The sequence below is a fragment of the Cytophagaceae bacterium genome (assembly GCA_016722655.1).
Classification (GTDB): domain Bacteria; phylum Bacteroidota; class Bacteroidia; order Cytophagales; family Spirosomataceae; genus Leadbetterella.
This window is the reverse complement of sequence record JADKIR010000004.1, coordinates 359,387-379,284: the sequence shown is the minus strand read 5'-3', so window position 1 is coordinate 379,284 and position 19,898 is coordinate 359,387. Positions and strand designations below refer to the sequence as shown.

Annotated in this window: 13 protein-coding genes; 9 read left to right on the top strand and 4 right to left on the bottom strand. The window is 38.7% G+C overall.

What is annotated here, in order from left to right:
- Positions 1–9: 9 nt before the first annotated feature.
- From IPP61_02365 to lpdA, 5 genes are all read left to right on the top strand, one after another.
- Positions 10–2,499: an OmpA family protein gene (locus tag IPP61_02365; GenBank protein ID MBL0324017.1), complete on the top strand. Its 2,490-nt coding sequence runs from the start codon at positions 10–12 to the stop codon at positions 2,497–2,499.
- A gap of 58 nt (positions 2,500–2,557) precedes the next feature.
- Complete coding sequence (locus IPP61_02360; protein ID MBL0324016.1) at positions 2,558–3,460, top strand: type IX secretion system membrane protein PorP/SprF; 903 nt, start codon at positions 2,558–2,560, stop codon at positions 3,458–3,460.
- Between the two features lie 347 nt (positions 3,461–3,807).
- Positions 3,808–6,576 (top strand): 2-oxoglutarate dehydrogenase E1 component, encoded by a 2,769-nt coding sequence (locus IPP61_02355; protein MBL0324015.1) that lies wholly within the window; start codon positions 3,808–3,810, stop codon positions 6,574–6,576.
- Positions 6,577–6,586: 10 nt separating this feature from the next.
- Positions 6,587–8,131 (top strand): 2-oxoglutarate dehydrogenase complex dihydrolipoyllysine-residue succinyltransferase, encoded by a 1,545-nt coding sequence (gene odhB, locus IPP61_02350; GenBank protein MBL0324014.1) that lies wholly within the window; start codon positions 6,587–6,589, stop codon positions 8,129–8,131.
- Positions 8,132–8,230: 99 nt separating this feature from the next.
- Positions 8,231–9,631, top strand: coding sequence for a dihydrolipoyl dehydrogenase (gene lpdA, locus IPP61_02345; protein MBL0324013.1), 1,401 nt, complete (start codon positions 8,231–8,233; stop codon positions 9,629–9,631).
- Between the two features lie 57 nt (positions 9,632–9,688).
- Here the strand turns inward: lpdA and IPP61_02340 are convergent, their stop codons facing one another.
- Entirely contained in the window at positions 9,689–10,840 is a 1,152-nt protein-coding gene (locus tag IPP61_02340; GenBank protein ID MBL0324012.1) for an ATP-binding protein, read from the bottom strand.
- Positions 10,841–11,046: 206 nt separating this feature from the next.
- On the opposite strand from IPP61_02340, the gene IPP61_02335 reads away from it, so the two are divergent.
- The 4 genes from IPP61_02335 to IPP61_02320 all read left to right on the top strand — a co-directional run bounded on the left by IPP61_02335 (position 11,047) and on the right by IPP61_02320 (position 13,954).
- On the top strand, positions 11,047–12,150 hold the full coding sequence (locus IPP61_02335) for a Fic family protein (protein MBL0324011.1): 1,104 nt from the start codon (positions 11,047–11,049) through the stop codon (positions 12,148–12,150).
- An 18-nt stretch (positions 12,151–12,168) separates the two neighbouring features.
- Complete coding sequence (locus IPP61_02330; protein ID MBL0324010.1) at positions 12,169–12,930, top strand: rhamnogalacturonan acetylesterase; 762 nt, start codon at positions 12,169–12,171, stop codon at positions 12,928–12,930.
- 56 nt (positions 12,931–12,986) lie between these two features.
- On the top strand, positions 12,987–13,358 hold the full coding sequence (locus IPP61_02325; protein MBL0324009.1) for a response regulator transcription factor: 372 nt from the start codon (positions 12,987–12,989) through the stop codon (positions 13,356–13,358).
- An 83-nt stretch (positions 13,359–13,441) separates the two neighbouring features.
- On the top strand, positions 13,442–13,954 hold the full coding sequence (locus tag IPP61_02320; protein ID MBL0324008.1) for a DUF4199 domain-containing protein: 513 nt from the start codon (positions 13,442–13,444) through the stop codon (positions 13,952–13,954).
- A gap of 73 nt (positions 13,955–14,027) precedes the next feature.
- On the opposite strand, the gene IPP61_02315 is transcribed toward IPP61_02320, so the two are convergent.
- Genes IPP61_02315 through IPP61_02305 form a run of 3 tightly spaced genes read right to left on the bottom strand, consistent with a single transcriptional unit; the run spans position 14,028 to position 19,704 of the window.
- Entirely contained in the window at positions 14,028–14,795 is a 768-nt protein-coding gene (locus IPP61_02315) for a glycerophosphodiester phosphodiesterase (protein MBL0324007.1), read from the bottom strand.
- 43 nt (positions 14,796–14,838) lie between these two features.
- The gene (locus IPP61_02310; protein ID MBL0324006.1) at positions 14,839–18,750 is read right to left on the bottom strand and encodes a hypothetical protein; all 3,912 of its coding nucleotides are present in this window, start codon (positions 18,748–18,750) and stop codon (positions 14,839–14,841) included.
- A gap of 27 nt (positions 18,751–18,777) precedes the next feature.
- Positions 18,778–19,704, bottom strand: a complete 927-nt coding sequence (locus IPP61_02305) for a T9SS type A sorting domain-containing protein (protein MBL0324005.1) — start codon at positions 19,702–19,704, stop codon at positions 18,778–18,780.
- Positions 19,705–19,898: the final 194 nt, after the last annotated feature.

The following is a 19,898-nucleotide window of genomic DNA, read 5'->3' as shown; positions in this document are numbered from 1 at the left end:
CAAAAAATTATGTTAGTCAGGATTAAAAGAAAAATTGCCCTTTTGGCTTTGATAAGCGTTTACAGCACCTTTTCATTTGCTCAAAATACCTTATTAAAAACAGCCGAACATCATTTTGATAACCTCAGTTATGTAAAAGCTATCGATGCTTACGAGCAGGCATTGAAAAAGAAAGGAATAGCAGAGCCTGAAAAGTTTAATGCTATGAAAAATCTGGCTGAGAGTTACATGAAAGTAAAAGATGCTCAAAATGCCGAGAGAGTTCTTCGCGAATTGGTAGGGTCATCATCTGATTTTTCAGGAGAAAGAGCACCGGTATTACTTCATTATGCTCAGGCTTTGGCTAGTAATGCCAAATACAAAGAATCGCAGGAACAATACCAGAAATATATGCAATTGGTTGAGTCTGATCCCAGGGGAAAAGGCTTTTCAAAATTATATAATGATGTAAATGTCCTTTCCAAAAACTCAGCTTGCTACAAAGTAGATTACCTGTCAATTAATACGACAGCTGCCGATTTTAGTCCAACCTTATATCAAAACGGACTGATTTTTGTATCAAACCGTCGCAATACAACAGGCTTAAGAAGGGTTTATACATGGAACAATACACCGTTTCTTGACCTTTACCACCTTGACGACATAGCCTATCTTACTGGTGGAGAGGCTGGATTGAGCGGAGGAAAATCTGCTGCAAAAGGTAAAGCGAAAAATCCTGGTGGTGCCGTTGGTGCCGACGAATACACCGCTCCAACAGCCAATGACTCCCGTACAATAGGTGTTTATGGTGGAAAAAATATTTCAACAGGTTTTGGTTATTCTGACAAACCTCTCACCGAAAGCGACAGACTTTCAGGGAGCATAAACTCAAAATACCATGAAGGACCTGCTGCATTTTTTAAAGATGGCTCCAAAGTGATTTTTACCAGAAACAATGTCAATAAAGGTTCTGCAAAAAAAAGCTCTGATGGAATAGTGAAATTAAAAATGTATTTGGCTGAAGCTAAAAAAGATGGTTGGGGAAATATCACCGAACTTCCATTTAACTCAGATGAGTATTCTACTGGCCATCCGGCCATCTCACCTGACGAAAAGTTGGTATTTTTTGCCTCTGATATGCCTGGTGGATATGGTGGAACCGATATATACGTAACAAGATATGATGGTACAAACTGGTCTGCTCCAATCAATATGGGCAAAACAATTAATACAAAAGGAAATGAAATGTTTCCGTTTGTAGATGAAAAAGGCAACCTTTATTTTTCATCTGATGGCCTTCCTGGCTTGGGTGAACTTGATATCTTCTATACCCAACTTGATGGAGTAACTCAAAAGGGACGAGTAATTAACCTGGGGGCTCCTATTAATTCAAGTAAAGATGACTTCGGTATTGTAACAGATGGTACTCGTCAAAGCGGATACTATAGCTCAAACCGTAAGCGTGGAGGAAATGATGACGATATCTATAAGTTTGAAAGAGAATGTGAGCTTAAAGAAGGTTGCGAATTGTTGATTGCGGTATATGATGCCGAAACTAAAATGCCTTTGGATAATACAAATCTGAATTTTGTTGATGCTGATGGAAATAATATCGAGCTTATTACCAATGCTGAGGGCATGATCTCTCTCGATAATATTATGGTCGACAATGAGTATGTTTTCAAAACAACTCGTGAAGGATATGCCAACAATTCAGTAAGTTATTCAACAGATGAGTGTGACAATGAACCTTCCAGGTTGGAAATTCCTTTGGAAAGACCAAAAGAAGGTACTGATTCAACAGAAAATGTTACAGCAATTGATCCAGATGCCAGTGCTCTGATTTCTAATGACCCCAATAATCCAAATGTGATTCCGGGAGCAAAAAATACTTGTATCATTAAAGGTAAAGTTTATACTCAATCATCGAGGCAAAAACTTGAAGGAGTTACTGTTACTTTGAGAAACGCCTGCGACGGTTCATTAGTGACTGCTATTTCAGACAAAAACGGTTCGTTCCAGTTTACTGCTTATGAAGGTTGCGATTATACTCTTGAAGGCAAAAAAGACGATATGGCCTCCAATTCGAAGCAAATCAAAAAACTTAATTGTAAAACATCAGAAAAAGAATCATCTGATATCATGATGTTTACAACAGGAGACGTAGTTAAAATCGAAAATATTTATTATGATTATGGTAAATACTTTATAAGGCATGATGCTAAAATTGAATTGGATAAACTGGTGAAAATCATGCGTCAGTATCCAAAAATGAGGATAGAATTAAGCTCACATACTGATAGCCGTAGCCCTATTGATTTCAATCAGACACTTTCTGATAACAGAGCTAAAGAAGCAGCAAATTATTTATTTAAAAGAGGTATTAGCCGTTCTAGAATCGAATACAAAGGTTATGGCGAGACGCAACTTACCAACCAATGTGCCGACGGTGTGAAATGTTCTGAAGCTGACCATCAGCTCAACAGACGTACCGAATTTAAAATACTCCAGTTGAATTAATCGAAAATCATATACTATTATTAAATTGGCCGTTTATTTAGATAAGCGGCCTTTTTTTATGAAAAAATTCCAATATTTGTTTTCATCCTTTTTGTTATTCTTTTCAATTGCCAAAGGACAAGATGGGCTCATAAGACAATATCAGTTCAATCAACTTTCTTTTAATCCTGCTTTTGCCGGTGAAAATGGAATTTTTTCGGTCAAAACCCTTCTGGGACAACAATTTAATGGCACACTGAGGTTTAATCAGGTCAATCAGGTTTTGGCCATCGATGGTCAACTATTTAATCAGGGAGGTTTGGCATTTCAGGCTTATCGTTCCAATCTCGGTAATGTTTTGAGCAGAGGACTATTGACTAGTTATAGCAAAGGTTTTGATTTGGGAGAATTGCTAATAAAAGGGGGAATAAACGGGGGATTGATGATAACCAATATCGTAACCAACGCCGTAAACATGCAGGTAGCCCCTTTCGCTGGAATGGGTTTTTTGGCTTCATATAAAGGTGTTTTTGCCGGGGTTTCAAAGCCAATGCTTATTTATTCTAAAAACGTTATTGACAAAAAACCGGCATTCATTCAGCTGGGATATATTTACTCGCCCCAAAGTTCTTTACTTAATTTTAATGTGAATTCTATTTTTTATACATATTCCAATAAGAATAATATAGACTTCAACGCCAAAGCCTGGTACAATCAGAGAGTTGGTTTAGGTGTTTCTGTCCGAAATGATAAAATCTATAACTATTTCGAAAAAAACCTTTCGGTTGTCCCTTCTATCGAATATAAATTATATAAAACAGTTCATGTAGGAATTTCCTATGATAAAAATGAAATAAGAGACATTGGAGCCACCAATCCAACCTTAGAAAATGACTTGAATTTTAGAGGAGTTTTTCAATTGTTTTTCAGATACACATCCAATCCTGAACAGGGAGAATCAAAATTTTATAATAAATTTTAATATTTAGAAAAATATTTAAATAAAAATTGCGAATTTTTAAGATTTAGATTAGAATTTTCTTAAAAAAGTTAAATTTTTTGTACTAAACTGTCCAATATTTATAAAATAAACACAATTTTTTTGTTAGTTATAAATAAAACTATTTAGTTCGCATGCTGATTTTCTTGAGTGTAGTAAGTAAAGTACATTTTAGATAAGTCAATTGGCAAACTTAGAGGTAGAGGGTTATCTAATTATTTTTATAAAATATATAGTATTGGATTGATTTTTGGCGTTCTACGACACAAGGTATTTTTGTACCTATTTTTTTGATTCTTAATAAAATTAGCTTTTTTAAAAAAACAATAATGGATCAGTTTTCTTACATTGCCAATGCAGATGTAACCGCAATTGAATCGCTTTACCAGCAATATCTTCAAGACCCTGCCTCAGTTGATCAAAGTTGGCAGTATTTCTTTAAAGGTTTTGAGCTATCAAAAACCTGGAGTGGTGAGACTTCCCAAATTAACAGTGGCGGTACTACAGATACGCAAAAAATCTTCAAAGAGCGGGAAGTAGTACATCTGATTCGTGGGTTTCGTTCAAGGGGACACATGTTGGCTAAGATAGACCCACTGTACGAAATAAGGAAGTTTAACGCCAATCTTGATTTGGCTTACTACCAATTGTCCGAAAATGACCTGGACACAGTTTTTGAAGCAGGTATTGAGGTCTTTGGACGCCCTGCTACGCTAAGAGAAATCTATAATTCACTTTTGAAAATATATGGTGGAAAAATAGGTTTCGAATATTTGTATATCAGAGACCGGAAAATCAAAAGTTGGTTTCGTAGAAAAATAGAAAAAGAATATCTTGATTATAATCCACCACAAGACCAGAAAATCAGAATCCTGAAAAAATTAAATCAGGCGGTTGCTTTCGAGAATTTCCTTCATACCAAATTTTTAGGAAAAAAAAGATTTTCGCTGGAAGGTGGTGAATCTGCCATTCCTGGTTTGGATGCTGCCATTTTAAAAGGTGCTGAACTCGGCGTAGAAGAGGTAATAATTGGTATGGCTCACCGCGGTAGATTAAACGTTTTGACCAATATCCTCCAGAAACCTTATGATCAGGTTTTTAATGAATTTGAAGAAAATGTTCCTACAATAGAATTCAGTGACGGTGACGTGAAATATCACCAGGGCTACGAAAGTCAGATAGAAACGCCTTCAGGAAAAAGAGTGTCTTTGAAATTGATGGCCAACCCTTCTCACCTCGAAACCGTTGACCCTGTGGTGTTGGGTTATGCCCGCTCCAGAGCCGATGCTCACTTTGAAAGTCACGGATTCAAGCCCAACGAATTTGCTGATATTTATGATAAAATATTACCAATAATCATCCATGGGGATGCATCTTTGGCTGGTCAGGGTATAGTTTATGAGGTTGCTCAGATGTCAAACCTTCCCGGATATTATGTTGGGGGAGCCATTCATTTGACAATTAACAACCAGATAGGTTTCACTACCGACAACGTGGATGCCCGCTCAACACTTTATAGTTCAGATGTAGGCAAAATGCTGGATACTCCTATTTTCCACGTCAACGGCGACGACCCTGAGGCTGTAGTTTATGCAATGGAGTTGGCTATAGAATTCAGGAAAGAATTTAACAAGGACGTGTTTGTAGATATGATTTGCTATCGTAAACATGGTCACAATGAAGCCGATGAGCCTCGTTTTACTCAACCGGGTATGTATGAGTTGATCAGCAAACATCAGACACCAAGAGAAATTTACATAGAAAAGCTTAAAGCAGGAGGCGATATAGATGAGGAGCATTTCAAACAAATAAAAGCTCAGTTTGATGACGATCTGCAGAATATTTTGGTAAAAGTAAAACAAAATCAGTTGCCTTATGAATTGCCAAAATTGGAAAGAGATTGGGCAAAACTACGGAGGTCTGTGGTTAGCGATTTTGATGAATCTCCTAAAACAGGCATCTCCAAAGAGGAAATCGCTGTAATTGGAAAAGCACTTTCGACGGTACCAGCAGATTTTACTCCTATCAAGCAAATTGAGAAAGTTCTCGAAGAAAGAAAAGATATTTTTGAAGGCAAAAAACCATTTAACTGGGCTGCAGCTGAGTTGATGGCATTTGGCTCAATCCTGAATCAGGGCAATTGGGTAAGAATGAGTGGCCAGGATGTGCAGCGAGGTACTTTCTCGCACCGTCATGCTGTTTTACATGATATAAAATCTTACACCAAATACAATAATCTTCAACACATTAGAGAGGGGCAAGGTAAATTCGAAATTTACAACTCATTCCTCTCAGAATATGCCGTAATGGGCTTTGAATATGGGTATGCTTTGGCTAATCCTAATGCCCTTGTGATTTGGGAAGCTCAGTTTGGTGATTTTGCCAACGGTGCCCAGATCATGATCGACCAGTTTTTGGTGGCTGCTGAGTCAAAATGGAACTCAATGAATGGACTTGTGTTGTTATTACCTCATGGCTATGAAGGTCAGGGACCAGAGCACTCCAATGCTCGTCCTGAAAGATTCCTGCAGTTGGCCGCAGAATACAATATTTATGTATGTAACTGTACAACCCCTGCCAACTTCTTCCACATGCTGCGTCGCCAGGTTTCATTGCCTTTCCGTAAGCCTTGTGTTCACATGTCGCCAAAATCGATGCTTCGTCATCCGATGGCCATTTCAAATATGGAAGAATTCTTGCCTTATACTCAATTCAAAGAGGTGATTGGAGACGAAACTTCAGATCCTAAAAAAGTGAGAAGGGTGTTGGCTTGTTCCGGTAAAATATATTATGATTTGCTGAAACGAAAAATGGATGAAGGCCGCGAAGATATTGCTATCATCAGAGTTGAACAGCTGCATCCATTCCCTAAAACTCAGGTTGAAAATGAGTTTGCAAAATATGGTAAGGCTGAAAAACTTTGGGTTCAGGAAGAACCTCTTAATATGGGTTATTGGTCGTATATCGTTCGTGAATTCCCTAACGGATTTGACGACGTAATCTCAAGAAAATTGAGTGCCTCACCTGCGACAGGTTACACCAAAAATCACAATCAGATTCAGAATAAAATATTAGATAAAGCATTCCAATTGAATTAATACCTAAGTCATGGTTATTGAAATGAAAGTTCCCTCGGTAGGAGAGTCTGTAACGGAAGTTACTATTGCTGCCTGGGTCAAAAAAGATGGAGATTTTGTAAAAATGGACGAAGTGATTTGTGAACTGGAGTCCGACAAAGCGACATTTGAATTACCTGCTGAAGCCGACGGCATATTAAGGATTATCGGCAAAGAAGGTGATGTATTGGCTATTGGTTCACCAATTTGCAAAATCGAACCTTCGGGAGCTCAGCCAGTTGCTGCCCCTGCTCCGGCAGTCGTTGTGGCTGCACCTGTTGTTGTAAAAGAATCGGCTCCTGTTGCCTCTGCGGCACCAGTTGCTTCCCAAACCATTGAAATAAAAGTGCCGGCTGTAGGCGAATCTATCACTGAAGTGACAGTAGCTAGTTGGTTAAAAAATACCGGAGAGACTGTTTCTTTGGATGAAATCATCTGTGAGTTGGAATCAGATAAGGCTACCTTTGAGTTGCCTTCACCACAAGCGGGTGTTTTGACAGTTATTGCTCAACCGGGAAGTGTGGTGCCTATTGGCGGCATTTTAGCTACCTTGCAAGTAGGTGGTTCGGCTCCGGTTTCTCAATCTCAAGTTGAAGCCGCTTCAACTGCTGCACCGGTGGCAACTTCAGATGCCAATTATGCATCGGGACATCCATCTCCTGCCGCAGCCAAAGTAATGGCAGAAAAGGGACTTTCATCTACCGATGTACAGGGAACTGGCGTTGGAGGAAGAATCACCAAAGAAGATGCTCAGAATGCCCAGATTGCAACTGTGGCTCCTCAATCTCCTACGACAACAGCCCATGCCACTCCTTCAGCTCCAGTTTCAACAGACAGCCGTGGAACCAGAAGAGAAAAAATGACCACTTTACGTAAGACTATCAGCAAGCGTTTGGTAGCGGTGAAAAACGAAACCGCCATGCTCACTACTTTCAATGAAGTGGACATGAAGCCGATCATGGATTTGCGTAAAACTTATAAAGATAAGTTTAAAGATACGCATGGGGTAGGGCTTGGTTTTATGTCATTCTTTACAAAAGCTTGTTCTATCGCCCTTCAGGAGTTTCCATTGGTAAATGCATACATTGACGGCGAAGAAATCGTTTACAATGATTTCACAGATATCTCGATCGCAGTTTCTGCTCCTAGAGGATTGGTTGTTCCGGTTATCAGAAATGCTGAAAAAATGTCATTTGCTCAGATAGAGGCCGAAGTCGTAAGATTGGCTACCAAAGCCCGTGATAATAAGCTTACTATCGAAGAAATGACAGGTGGAACTTTTACTATCACCAATGGAGGTATTTTTGGCTCTATGCTTTCAACGCCTATCATCAACGCACCGCAGTCTGCCATTTTGGGTATGCACAATATCGTTGAGAGGCCTGTAGCCATCAACGGTCAGGTTGAAATCAGGCCTATCATGTATGTGGCTCTTTCATATGACCACCGTACTATCGATGGTAAAGATTCTGTTGGCTTTTTGGTAAGAGTAAAACAGCTTCTGGAAGATCCGATGAGGATGCTTTTGCAAGTGTAAGTATAGTTAAAATGTCACACTGAGCTTGTCGAAGTGCCTTACCGAAATGTGGCTTCGACAGGCTCAGCCTGACAAAATCTTCAAAAAATAAACATAGAAATGCAATACGACGTAGTAGTAATAGGTTCGGGTCCAGGTGGTTATGTAGCGGCCATCCGTTGTGCTCAGTTGGGTTTCAAAACCGCCATCGTCGAAAAATATAACGCCATGGGTGGAACATGTCTCAATGTGGGATGTATCCCTTCTAAGGCTCTTTTAGATTCTTCTGAGCATTATTACAATGCAGTACATCATTTTGAAGAACATGGTATCACTACCGGAAAAGTAAAGGCCGACATCAAAAAGATGATTGAACGCAAAGCCGGTGTTGTGAAAAAAATGAATGATGGTATCAACTATCTGATGAAGAAAAATAAAATTGATGTTAAAAATGGTTTTGGCTCTTTTGTAGATAAAAATACCGTGAAAGTAGCAAAGGCTGATGGCACAGAAGAGTTATTGACCACAAAAAATGTGATCATAGCGACTGGTTCTAAGCCGACCATTTTGCCTTTTATGAATTATGATAAAACCCGTATCATTACTTCGACTGAGGCCCTCAACTTGCAGGAAGTGCCTAAGCATTTGGTAGTTATCGGAGCCGGTGTAATTGGTGCAGAGTTGGGATCTGTTTATGCCAGATTAGGTGCCAAAGTGACTTTTGTAGAATTTGCCGACAGTATGATTCCGACTATGGACAAAACTATGGGTAAGGAGCTCCAGAAGTCTGTCAAAAAACTTGGGGTTGAGTTTTATTTTAATACCAAAGTAAGTTTGATTGAAAATCTTGGCAAAGAAGTTAAAATCACTGCTGAAGATAAAACCGGTAAAACCGTTGAAATCACCGGAGATTATTGTCTGGTAAGTATCGGACGTCGCCCATATATTGATAATCTTAACCTTGAAGCTATCGGTGTTCAGACCGACAGAGGCAAGGTTGTAGTCGATGAACATACTTTGCAAACCAACGTGCCGGGTATTTATGCCATCGGCGATGTGATCAGAGGTGCTATGCTCGCCCACAAAGCAGAAGAAGAGGGCGTATTTGTGGCCGAAACACTGGCCGGTCAGAAACCGCATATCAATTACAATCTCATTCCCGGGGTAGTTTATACATGGCCTGAAGTTGCTTCAGTCGGTAAAACCGAAGAAGAACTGAAAGCAGCCGGTGCGGCATATAAGTCGGGAAGTTTTCCATTCAAGGCATTGGGTCGTGCAACCGCCAGCGGTGATGTGGACGGAATGGTGAAAGTATTGGCCGATAAAAATACCGATGAGATTTTGGGTGTACACATAATTGGTGCCCGTGCTGCCGATATGATTGGCGAGGCCGTAACAGCGATGGAGTTCAGAGCAAGTGCCGAAGATATCTCCCGTATTTCGCACGCTCACCCGACCTATCTGGAGGCTATGAAAGAAGCCTGTCTGGCTGCAACCGACAACCGGGCGATACATTCTTAAGGATTTTTTTGAATTATTTATAATGAAAACCGGCTCAATTGGGTCGGTTTTTTTTTGTTAAACAAAAATTTTATTCATCTCCCTCCAACTAACCAAATTCACCTCACTTCTGGTTTGAGATTGGTCACCACCATAAATCACGTATCCGGCATTCGGGGCAATTTTGGCCAGGGCATTCCATTTTTTGAAGCCTTTCCAAAGATGGTCTGTGGGTGTTTGTGCCGATTTTATTTCGATTGGAATCAATCTTCCTTTGGTTTCAAGAATTAAATCCATTTCGTTGCCATTACTGTCACGCCAATAATAAATCTGTGGTTTTTCTCCTTCGTTTATGAGTTTTTTCATGATTTCCAGAATAATCCCATTTTCAAAAATAGAACCATAAGCAAAATGTGTATCCAACTGTTTTTCATCGGCAATATCCAATAAATAAGTCAGAAGGCCTGTGTCATAAAAATATAGTTTACTCATTTTTGTGAGCCTTTTTCCCCAGTTTTGATAGTAAGGATTTAACAAAAAGATTACATATGAGTTTTCCAGCACCGAAAGCCATGATGCAGCTGTGTTTGGACTTATTCCGGCATCATTTGCCAGAGCCGAAACGTTGAGTAATTGCCCTGCTCTGCCAGCACAAAGTTTCAAGAAACGCATAAATAAACTCAAATCTCCGATATTTTTGAGTTGCCGCACATCTCTTTCTATATAGGTTTGTACATAAGAGCTGAAAAATATATTTTTCGGAATTTGGTTGGCAATTATTCCTGGATAGCCCCCATTAAACAGCAAGTTTACGGAGCTTTTTTCTTTTATTTGCATTTCATTCCACGAAAATGGGAGTAAATTCAGCAGCCCAACTCTACCAGCCAGAGACTGAGTGATTCCCTCCATCATGAGATAGTTTTGCGAACCTGATAATACAAATTTCCTGGAAGGATCAGCATCGGCCATTCCTTGCAAATAAGTAAAGAGCACCGGTACCCTTTGTATTTCATCAAGTATGGCACCGTTGGGGTATTGGGCCAGAAATCCGCGAGGGTCTGATTCTGCAAAAAGTTGAACGTCCCTATCTTCCAGAAGTACATAAGGTAGGTTTTTAAGGACTTTTTTTACCAAAGTGGATTTTCCGGATTGTCTTGGGCCACTTACTGATACAATTGGGAAGTACTTAATGAGTTCATTAAGAGCATATTCCAGGTCTCTGTTAAGCATTTTATGTAAAATTTCATTCCTATTGCAAAATTGCATAAAAATATTAGAATTTAAAAATATTTATGCAGATTTTCATTTCAATTGCAAAATTGCATAAAAAGTAAAATATGTGCGGTGAATAATGTATTTAATCACCGCAGAATTTGCGGTAAAAAATTTGCATTTGCGGTGAATAAAAGTTTTATTTGTAGCAAAATATGCGGTGAATGAATCTTTATATATATCAAAATCCGGATTGGCCAGCTTTTTTCTGGGAAGATTCTCAGATTTTAAGGCAGTTGGGAGAAGTTCGTCATCTTCAAGGTAAACTCCTGGGGAAAATGGAATCCCTGGGTTTTGAGTTGCAAAATGAAGCATTGTTGAATACTTTAACAATGGATGTATTGAAATCGACAGAGATTGAGGGAGAATTTCTAAATCCCGGGCAAGTACGATCTTCACTGGCACGAAGATTAGGCCTGGAGATAGCTGGTACAGTGCCATCAGACCGTAATGTGGACGGAATGGTTGATATGATGCTGGATGCAACTCAGAATAACTCGCAGATATTAGATGAAGAAAGACTGTTTGGATGGCACAGTGCTTTATTTCCATCTGGACGAAGCGGCCTTTATAAAATACAGGTGGGAACCTGGCGGGAAGACACTACTGGCCCCATGCAAGTGGTTTCGGGTGCAATTGGTAGAGAAAAAGTGCATTATCAGGCTCCGGATTCGGAAAAAGTACCTTTTGAAATGGAGCGATTTATTGAATGGTTTAATTCAGATTCGAAAATCGACGAGGTAATTAAATCTGCTGTGGCTCATTTATGGTTTGTCACTATTCACCCATTTAATGATGGAAACGGCAGGGTCACAAGAGCTTTAACCGACATGTTATTAGCAAGAGCAGACAAAAGCAAACAGAGATTCTATAGTATGTCGGCTCAGATTAGGTTAGAAAGGAAATCATATTATGACATTTTGGAAAAAACTCAAAAGGGAGATTTAAATATCACAGACTGGCTTTTATGGTTTTTGGACTGCCTAATAAAAGCTCTCAAATCTACAGAAACAGTATTGGTACGAGTGCTAACAAAGGCGGATTTTTGGCAAAAGCAAAAAGATACTGATTTGAATGTTCGCCAGAAATTGATGTTAAATAAGCTTTTGGATGGGTTTGAAGGAAAACTTACAAGTTCAAAATGGGCAAAAATCACTAATACATCCACAGATACGGCTCTAAGAGATATTCAGGATTTACAGAATAAAAATATTCTAAAAAAAGATGAAGCTGGGGGAAGAAGTACAAATTATGAATTGATTTTTTAAATATTTGCAAAAAAGATAATGAAATACCTAATTCTCTATTTAACACTTATTTTTTTTACCCATAAACCCAAACCAATACTTTTTTTGATTGGCGATAGCACTGTAAAAACCGGCCAGGGCAAGGGTGAAAATGATATGTGGGGGTGGGGGAGCAAGCTTGGGGCTTATTTTGATGCAACAAAAATCAACATCGAAAATCATGCAATAGGAGGTCGTAGCAGCCGCACTTTTCTTACTGATGGCAGATGGGAGCCAATTTTGGTAAAAATGAAAAAAGGTGATTTTCTGATGATACAGTTTGGCCACAATGACGACTGGGCCATCAATGATACCATCAGAGCCAGAGGGACAATTAAGGGAATTGGTAAGGATTCGGTCGAAATCGATAATCTGATTACCAAAAAACATGAAGTAGTGCATAGTTTTGGGTGGTATTTGCGAAAATATATTGTGGAGGCTCGGGCGAAAGGTGTGGAGGTATTTGTGTGTTCGCCGGTTCCATTTTGCCGGTTTGAAAATGGGAAAGTGCAGAGAAAGGCTGAGTCTTTCCTGTTTTGGGCCAGGCAAGTTTCAGAGCAAACTCAGGCTCATTTTATAGATTTACATGAAATTACCGCTAAGCATTATGATAAGTTGGGACCGGAAGAAGTAAAAAAGCAATATTTCACTCCAAAAGATAATGTACATACCAACGCTTTAGGTGCTGAAATAAATGCTCAAAGTGTGGTTAAAGGTCTCATACGCATCAAGAAATCAAAATTGAGAAAATATTTATTATGAAATTATTTTCCGGGAAAAACCACAATTTAAAACCTATTCTCCTCTATGGTGTCTCCATGGCCATTCTACTTTTTGTCCTGAAATGGCTTGAATTGAAATATGTTTATATCGAGCATCGCTTTGAGATTTATGCCGGCATAATAGCCTTGATTTTTTTGGGTTTGGGAATTTGGCTGGCTTTGAATTTTCAAAAAAAAATCATTGAGAAAAAACAAAGACTTCGTGCTGCCAATTTTCCGGACTTAAGCAAAAGAGAAAAAGAAGTACTGGAATTGCTCACTGAGGGACTCAACAATCAGGAAATTGCAGATAAGCTTTTTGTAAGCGTGCCTACCGTAAAAACACACATGTCAAATCTTTTCCTAAAACTTGATGTAAAAAGCCGCTCGCAGGCTATTATAAAAGCCAGGAATTCCGGGAATTTATAGGAAATCATAAAATTCATACTTTAGTATGAAGGCATTTTGACTTCAATTCTTTTAGTTTGCCTCAAATTTAAACCTTTTAAAAGATGAAAAACATTATTATTAAAAACGGGCTGATTGCCGGAACAATTGTTTCTTTGTTCATGGTAATTTCGATGTATTACCTGCATGAATCGGGCAAGGCGGAAGGCAGTATGTTGCTGGGCTACGCTTCGATGCTGGTGGCTTTTTCTTTTGTGTTTATCGGTGTGAAAAAATACCGTGATACTTTAGGTGAAGGAAAAATCACCTTTGGAATTGCTTTTAAAGTTGGCTTGGGGATTTCGGTCATTGCGAGTGTGATGTACACTTTGGCCTGGGCCATTGAATACCATTTTTTTATGCCTGATTTCATGGAAAACATGATAAGTGCTACATCAGAAAAACTGAAGTCTGAGATTAAAGATCCGGTTTTACTGGCAGAAAAAATTAAAGAAATTGAATCAGGCAGAGATTTGTATGCCAACATTTTCTCCTTTTTAGGTATTACTTTTTCTGAGATTTTCCCGGTTGGCCTTTTGGTAAGCCTGGTGAGTGCACTGATTTTAAAGAAAAAATGAGTTGGGTATTTCCTAACTCTTTTTTCCTCAGCTATTTAATATGAAAAGTCTGTAAAGGATATTCTTTGTAAGCTTACTTCCTTTTTCCTTTCTCCAGCTCCAAAGCCAGCTCCGGTTCGTTGGTAGTGATCTGGTCAAATTTGTTTTCCAGAAACCACTTTATCGTTGCTTCGTCATTGACCGTCCAGGCATTTAGGCTCATTTTCAAGCTTTTGGCTTCGGTGATCCATTCCGGTTTCTTTTTGAAAACACTGAAATGATAGTCTAGACCGTCCACTCCGTCAGCATGAAGTTCGGCAGGTGATTTTTCGCCATTGAGATATTGTACGTGTGCTTTAGTGTTAAGTTTTTTAAGGTTTTTTACAATACGATAATCAAAACTGATGTAATCTACTTTTGAAGTCAATTTCAAATCTTTGACCATGGCTAGGGTTAATTCTACTATTTGAAGGGCTTTTTCGTCGCTGCTTACAGGTTTAATTTCACATATTAACCTGGTCTTAGTTTTTTTTGTTTTATAAGCCAGGAAAAACTCCTTTAATATAGGAAGTTTTTCACCATTTGAAAGCGGAAATTTATGTAAATCCTCCAAAGTAGTTTTCTCAATTATCATGTCATGGTATTTGTCGTCATGATTGATAACCAAGATATTGTCAGCCGTCAGATGCACATCAAATTCGGAGCCGTAACAACCCAACTCTACTGCATGAATCATAGAAGCAATGGAATTTTCGGGCAATTTTTGAGTCTTCCAGGCTCCACGATGGGCAACGATGGTATTTTGAGACATTGAAACAAAGTTGATAAACATGATATAAATAAATAGAAAGGCTTTTTTCATCGGATATTTTTTAAAACCTAAAACTAAATAAAAACTCGTAAAGTCAATTACATCCACCAATTTTTGCGATAAAATAAGAATTTACCGAAGCAGTAACTTTGAATCCAGGATTTAAAGTGACAGACTTGCCAGCATCATAAATGACTTTGGAGTCTCCGGAAATCTGAATTGGAGAAAGAATAGAACTGATTACCGGAACGTTCAGACTCTGACCCGAGAGATTGTCCAAAGGAGAAACAAATGTTTGACTGTTTTGACACGGCAATGCATTTCCTTCGATGGTAAAGTTGAAAATCTGGTCATTTTCAAAAGAAATTCCTCCGAAGTTTTGAACAGAATCTTTATTTATAGTTAATGAATAGTTGCCCACCGGTAATTTTTGAGTAGGAATAATTGTGATTTTATTTTGATTTAAATCGATAGAGAAATTATAATTCTGAATTTCATTTTTATGATTTTTAAGCAAAAAAGTATTCTTTGCATTTCCGGAATTAAAATTAGCACCTAAGAAACCTGTCATATCTTTCTTCAAAACCGGCTCATCAAAATTTAGAAAAAGACGTGAAGTATCTGCCACAATTCCGGGTGATTTTATGGAAGAAAAGCTTAATATTGGAAGGTTAAATGCCGGTTTTTTATTGAAAAATACCTTGAATTCACCCGGCTGTAAAGTCATAGAACTACTTACCGGAAGCCATTGATTGCTCACCAAATCGTACCACTGGTTGCTCACCGAAGCATTAAATTCAGGATTTCCGGACATTACACTGTTGGCTGTATTGGCAATTATAGTTACGGCAGTATCACCCACAGAACTATAAAAATGGTATCGCTTAAACTGGCTCGTCCAATCTGTTTTTGTGCCTCCAGGGTTATCTACATCTTTGTGAAATGTGAGCGGATATCTGTTTCTAAGCCAAAATAACCTGGCGTAGGTTTGATAGATTTTCTTTCTTTCGGGCATATCAAAATAATCCCAGCGAACAGGTTTTTTGCCTGTCCTGCCATTGAAATTGATGTTATAGTCATATCCGAGCTCACCAAACTGCCAGACTTGACGTGGACCTGTAAACAAAAGGTTCATTGCGGCAGCTGCCTGTAAAAACTGGGATCTTACAGCCAAATCGGTTTTGATAGTGCCATTTCCAAAGGCCGTCTGAAAATACCCCAACCGGTCTTCATCATGGCTTTCCATATAGCTCACCCATACTGGTTTTGTAAATCCTTTGTTTTTATAATATGCCTCCGACACATTGCTTTTATTGGGGTCACCGGCATCTGGTGCCCAGCCCATAGCGATTTCTCCATATTTATGATTGGGCGATACCCCCGACCAGAGCATTATTCCGTTGCCATAATTTCCAATTTCCTGATCCTCCGCCGGAGTGGCCAAATGCTCAAAAATAACATAGGGTTGGCTACCAGTTGCACCATTGTCAACCAGCCACATTTTGTCTGCCATTCTTTTAAGTAAAGCAATCCGGGAGGCATCATAACAACCTCCCCATTCATCACCACAAGTGCCATTAGGATATGGGGTGTTACCAAAACCTTTTGTAAAGTCAAATCTAATACCATCAATCCTGAATTCTTTCAGCCAAAATACAATTGTACTGTCCACAAAAGCTTTGGTATGTGCACTTTCATGGTTGAAGTCGTTGCCCCATTGAGCAGCAGGATTTGAAAAATTAGATACGGCATTAAACCAGGGATTGTTGGTAGCCGGGCGATTTCTAAGGTTGTCCCAATACATACGTGCATGAGGATTGGTGCCAAAAGCATGATTAAGCACTAAATCACCGATTACAGCGATGCCCCTTTTATGACATTCATCCACAAATTTTTTGTAGTCATCAGGCTTTCCATAAGCTTTGTCTGCGGCAAAATAAAAGTTGGGATTGTATCCCCAGCTGTCATTTCCTTCAAATTCGCTAACAGGGAGCGTCTCGATAGCGTTGATACCGAGTCTTTTAAGATAGTCAAGTTTTTCAATGGCCGCCAGATATGTGCCTTCGCTTGTAAAATCACGAAAATGCAGTTGGTAAATATTTAGCTTTTCCTGCGGATGCCTTTTAAATGAGGTTATCTCCCATGAATAATTGCTCTGAGCAGTTTGTAGGACCGAAGCTATAGTTGGCACTTCGCCATTTTTAGGTCTGGCTGCCTCGGGATATGGAATTAAATCAGGATAAACTGAAGGTGAAATGGAACCATCATTCCATGGGTCACTTACTTTTTGTGTGTAAGGGTCGCCGATTCGTGTTTCACCATCAATAAGATATTGGAAAACATATTCTTTATTTGAAATCAATCCACTGAGGTTTTTCCAGAAGACTTTTTTCACATTGTCATAATTCATCAAAAAATCACAGTCAACGGTCCAATCATTCATATCACCAATAATATGAACCGATTTTATGGATTCAGTTGGAGCATGCAAAACCAATGTGGCTTGAGTATTATCTGCAGGATTATAATTTATCCCATATTTCAGGCCTGCAGGCAATGCAAGCGGGGTGTCTATAGATTGCGTGGAGCAAACTGTAACTTTAGTATTTTTTACAAAAACAGAATCGCCAAAATCAGCTTCGACAGAAATATCATAGACACCAGGCAAAGTAGGAGTAAAGGTTTGGGTGCCTCTATTTATTGCGGAACTGGTAAAAATTGCCGTTCCATCAACTTTTATCGTAATATCCGAGGTTTCATTGGAGTAACCTGTGATTCGGAAAGGTTGATTAAGTTTTGAAGTTGAAAAAGCACCCAAAGGCTCCCTGATTTCCAGATATCTGGCTGCTTGTATTTGCAGTTGGTAGTCTGCACTGCCATCTTTTTCAACCACAGTGCCATCTGCATTCCTAAAAACTGCCATAATTTTATAGGCTGTTTGATCAGGTGTTAATTGAAAATAATCTCTAATGGAAGGAATCGTGATTTCATAGGTATTTAGACCTGTTTTTGTCATTTTTCCGGGGCTAGTGAGCGAGTCACCCCAAATTCCCCGGGTGTTGTTCCATGAAGTTGATGAAAGGCCATCAGTTACCACCCCAGCATGCATAAATATAGAGGCACTGCTGTTTTTTAAGGATTCCCTGGCAATGAACTGAATAGTAACAGGCACATTATCAGGTGGAAGTGTGGGTGTGAGAGTAATATTTGAAGCATTTTTTTGGAAAATAGAATATTTCAGATGTGTTTTCCCTGCACCAAAATCATTGGTTTTGCCATCGTTTCCGTTTAGTTTTTTCACCAAACCAAAAAGATTGGAATTAGAAAAATTGACTGCTGATGTTCCAAAAATATCATTAGGTACAAAATCGAAATACCACAGATTGCTGCTTCCGATACGGGTCATTTGCATGTTCGAAGGAGAAGCGTTCCAATTTCCATTATTGGGTGAGTTATTATCGCCCGTACCAGTGTTGTACCATGTCCAGAAATAAAGCGGACCTGAGAAACCGTCAAGTGGAGTAGCGGTGACATCCACCATTATCCGTATTTCTTTTGAACCCACCCATGCTGTGTTGGGTTTTATTCCATTGTCATAAAAAGGGAGGATTTTCTCAAAATTGCTTGTTTGCTGGGTTCCGGTTTGATTTTTTACTAAAAAATTTATCCCTGCAACCGACAGAAAATCAGTATTTTGATTGAAATATGTGGACGGAACGAGGCCTATACTTCGGATGTTGTTTCCTTCATCGGTAAGAAGAGAATTTACTGAAGAAGCTGCCCAGGTACCGTTATTAGGCGAATCCATTCCTTGCCCGGCACTGTTGTTTACCCATGACCATAAGTAAAGATTACCCGCAAAACCTGAAAAAGGTGTACCGCTGAAATCAAATTTTATTTTGACGGTTTGATCAGTTTTCCAATCCACAAGGTCAAAAGTTACTTTTTGCCCCTTAAGTGTAAGGGCAAAAAGCATCCATGTTAAAAGAAATACTGATTTCTTCATATCTAAAAAATGGAATATTTTGAAAGATTAATTCTTGATAATCCTTTCGGTCAATATCGAATTGTCTTGTTTTTTCAATAGTAAAATGTAATTTCCGGCGGGTACAGCCGAAACATCATAGGTATCTCCTCCAACCACTTTTTTGTAGAATATTTTTCCGCTGAAATCAATAATTTCAATTTCTTTAACTACCTGGCTATCATTGATTTGTAAAATATCTTTTACAGGATTAGGATATACTTTTGTAAGACCGGAAATCTCCTGAGCGGCAATAATTTTAGAATATTCAGATTTCCCATTGAAATCAACTTGTTTTAATCTGTAATAATTAATGCCATTTTTGGGTTGGTTATCAGTGTATTCATAGGAAATGGTTTCTTGTGTATTACCTTTTCCATTTACTCTGCCTATCATCGTAAAATCTTTGCCATTAGCACTTCGCTGAACATCAAAATACTGATTGTTGGTTTCGGAGGCTGTCTTCCAGATGAGTTTTACGGATTGATTATTAGTAACTTCTGAGTCAAAAGAGATTATGTTGACAGGTAAGGGGCCCGAAGCCAAAAATTGAAACCCGGTATATTCAAATCCATTGTTTGTGGTACCATAATCAGATTTAGCACCTTCGTAATAAATATTGAGGGCATTAGTATGAACCGTTTGAGATCCACCACTTGCCGCATCACTAATAGGGATAACAACCCTGAAGTTTGCACCAGCAACGGTGGCATCGTCAAATACTCCAGGTACAAAACCTGTGTAAATTTGGGTTGGGTCACCTCCCAAAGTATATCTTAATTGAGCCATTACGCCTTGACCGAAAGCGGTATTGGAATTAAACCATAATATTCTTTGAGTTCCCCCTGCACCCCAAGTTGCAGATATAAAAGTGACGTAGGCATTGGCTGTATTAATTGCCAATAAAAAAATAATTAAAAAGTATATTTTTTTCATAAAATTTAGGTTTAAGTATTTATTGATGAAATCAGATCAGGGAGCATATTTATTGCTACCAAAGTCGGCTATTGAGCCGGTTTTTAGGGTGATTTTCCCTACTTTTCCGAGCTTGATTAATTGAGGTTTTTGATACACCTGAGTGTACAGTCGTTTTTTCTGAGGCATAATTTAGGTTTTTAGTTTTTACAAAG